At 74.9% G+C, this 2731-nt stretch carries 4 protein-coding genes; all 4 read right to left on the bottom strand.

Translation table 11 applies throughout. From position 1 onward, the window contains the following. Nucleotides 1–509: amino acid kinase family protein (locus AB0J52_RS35120; protein WP_500187218.1), on the bottom strand; the 509-nt coding region annotated here is incomplete at its 3' end. Beyond that, entirely contained in the window at nt 509–1516 is a 1008-nt protein-coding gene (gene argC, locus AB0J52_RS35115; RefSeq protein ID WP_500187216.1) for an N-acetyl-gamma-glutamyl-phosphate reductase, read from the bottom strand. The genes argC and AB0J52_RS35120, both read right to left, overlap by 1 nt. Beyond that, nucleotides 1513–2442 (bottom strand): lysine biosynthesis protein LysX, encoded by a 930-nt coding sequence (gene lysX, locus AB0J52_RS35110; protein WP_500187215.1) that lies wholly within the window; start codon nt 2440–2442, stop codon nt 1513–1515. Before lysX ends, argC begins: the two co-directional genes overlap by 4 nt. Then, nucleotides 2439–2606, bottom strand: a complete 168-nt coding sequence (gene lysW / locus AB0J52_RS35105) for a lysine biosynthesis protein LysW (RefSeq protein ID WP_500187213.1) — start codon at nt 2604–2606, stop codon at nt 2439–2441. The genes lysX and lysW overlap by 4 nt, the downstream gene beginning before the upstream one ends. Nucleotides 2607–2731: the final 125 nt, after the last annotated feature.

Raw genomic sequence — 2731 nt, 5'->3', positions numbered from 1 at the left:
AGGAACCTGGGCAGCATCACCGGCGCCCCGTCCTCGCCGGTCGCGGGCGGCGACACCACCGGGACGAACCCGGCGTCCAGCAGGACGCGCAGCACCTGCGGCCGGACGCCGGTGACGCGTCCGCTGTGGTCGTCGCGGACGATGACGGTCCGGCCGTCCCGCACGGCCCGCTGGGCGGGTTTGCGCCGGGCTCGCAGCAGCCCGCCGTCGAGCCCGGTCAGCCCGACCGCCGGGACGCCGTTCCCGGCCAGGGCGCGCAGCAGCCGCGGCTTGGCCCGCCCGGTGAGGGCGAGCGTGACCACGTCGAGCATGGCGGGATCGGTGTGCCGGCTGGTCACGCCGCTGGGCGACACCAGCGTGCGGGACGCCACCCCGAGCTCGGCGGACAGCCGTTCGATCTCGGGCGCGCCGCCGTGCACGAGGACGACCCCGCCCGCGCGGCCCGCCAGGTCGGCGCAGACCGCCTCGGCGGGGACCGCGCCGCCGCACTTGACCACCGTGACGCCCATCAGACCGGATGCAGGCCGGAGAACCCCAGCCCCAGGGCCTCGGGCCGGCCGGTGCGGAGGTTGAGGCACTGGACCGCCGCGCCGGCCCCGCCCTTGACCAGGTTGTCCAGCGCGGCGATCGCGGTGATCCGGTCGCCGTCCACCGCGAACCCGACATCGCAGTAGTTCGAGCCGGACAGCAGCTTGGGGTCGGGCAGCCGGTGCGCGCCCCGGCGGTGCGCGACGATCCGGACGAACGGCTCGTCGCCGTAGTGCTCGCGGTAGGCCCGCCGGAGGGTCCGTTCGTCGGCCTCGCCGGTCGCGTGGCAGACGACCTGCACGCCCCGGACGGCCTCCACGCCGGTGGCGGTCATCCGCGCGTTGAGCCCGGTCAGCCGGGACACCTCCGCTTCGTGCCGGTGTCGGACCGGCGCGAACACCCGCATCGCGCCACTGCGCTCGGCGTGCAGGTTGCCGTCCCCGGCGAGGGCGCCGGAGCCGCTCGACCCGGTGCGGGCGTCGATCTGCACGTCCGGTCCGATCAGCCCGGCCAGCGGGCGCAGCGCGAGGATCGCCGCCGTGGCCATGCATCCCGGCACGCTGATCAGGTCGGCCTTGGCCAGCTCGTCCCGGAACAGCTCGGGGACGCCGGGGACGAACCCGTCCAGCAGCTCGGGCGCGGAGTGCGGAACGCCGTAGTAGCGCTCGTAGACCGACGGGTCGGGCAGCCGGAAGTCGCCCGACAGGTCGATCACCGTCCCCGCCTTCTCCCGCAGCGGCGGGAGGAGGCTCATGGTGGTCCGGTGCGGTGTGGCCGTGAACAGCACGTCGCAGGCGGCCAGCTCGTCCGGGGCGCTGAACACCAGGTCCGTCTGCGCCCGCAGATTGGGGTGGACGGAGTCGACGCGGCGTCCCGGGAAGCGGGTGGAGACCGCCTGGGCGATCTCCACGTCGGGATGCCCGATGAGCAGCCGCAGCAGTTCGCCGCCCAGGTAGCCGGCGGCGCCCATGACGGAGACCCGGGTCACCGCGTCCCTCCGAGAGCCGCCCCGACATCGCCGTTCAGCCCGGTCGCAGGCTCGGACGCATCAGGCTCCTCGCCTTGCTCGGCCGCGTTGAGCGCGTACGAGACGATGGCGTCCGCGACATCGAGGGCGTCGCCGTGCGCGGCCTGGAAACCCTGGAATTCCACGGTGTGGTTGACCTCCAACACCAGCGGCCCGTCCGGTCCCTCCACGAGATCGACGCCGAGCACGCCGCCGCCGACCGCCCGCGCGGCCGCGAGCGCCGGCGTGGCCAGTTCGGGGACGAGCGGGCACGGCTCGGACCGCGCGCCCCGGGCGGCGTTGGTCCGCCAGCCGTCCCCGTAGCGGTACGTCGCGCCGACCACCTCGTCCCCGGCGACGATCACCCGGATGTCGCGGCCCGGCTTCTCGACGAATTCCTGCAGGTAGACGATGTGCTGCTGCGGGGACGGCAGGGCGGCGCGGTGCTCCATCAGGGTCTCGGCGGCGGCGCGGTCCGGCGCCGCCGCCACCAGCCGCCCCCACGAGCCCGCCAGCGGTTTGACCACCACGGGGAACCCCATCCGCTCGGCCGCGTCGGCGCCCCCGTCCGTGCTGAGCGCCACCGCCGTGCGCGGCGTCGGCACTCCGGCACGTTCCAGGGCCAGCGACGTGCGCAGCTTGTCGCCGCACACCTCGATCACGCCGGACCGGTTGACCGTCCTGACACCCCGCGCCTCCAGCAGGAGCGACGCGTACAGGCCGCGGCTGTGGGAGATCTCCCGGTTCAGCGCCGCCGCGAACGGCGGCTCGGCCGCGCCGCCGCCGAGCTCGGCGCTGAACCTTCGCGTGTCGAGGTGCGTGTACGGCACCCCGCGGCGCTCCAGGGCGGCGAAGACGCGCTTCTCCTCGTACCGCACCCGGGACGCGAGGACGGCCAGCGGCCTCACTCTCCCCAGTCCTCCTCGATGTCGGGCGCGAGGGCGAGCGCGACCGGATCCAGCCCGACCACCTCCAGTTCGCTGGAGCAGTCGGCGCACTGGGCGATCTCGCTCAGCCGCACCGGCTCGGCGAGTTCGACGGGGCCCTCACACTCGGGACAGGTCCGGGTCATCCGTGCCACCTCCGGGGTTAGCGCTGATCAGGCCGGTCGCCGCCGCGACGACCGCGTCCGCTGTGATGCCGTACCGGTCGAGCAGGTCGCTTTGGCCGCCCGCCCGCTCGGCGAACACGTCGGGC

It is taken from the genome of Spirillospora sp. NPDC049652 (assembly GCF_040675125.1).
Lineage (GTDB): Bacteria > Actinomycetota > Actinomycetes > Streptosporangiales > Streptosporangiaceae > Spirillospora.
The sequence above is the reverse complement of the archived record's forward strand: the minus strand, read 5'-3'. Positions and strand labels throughout refer to the sequence as shown.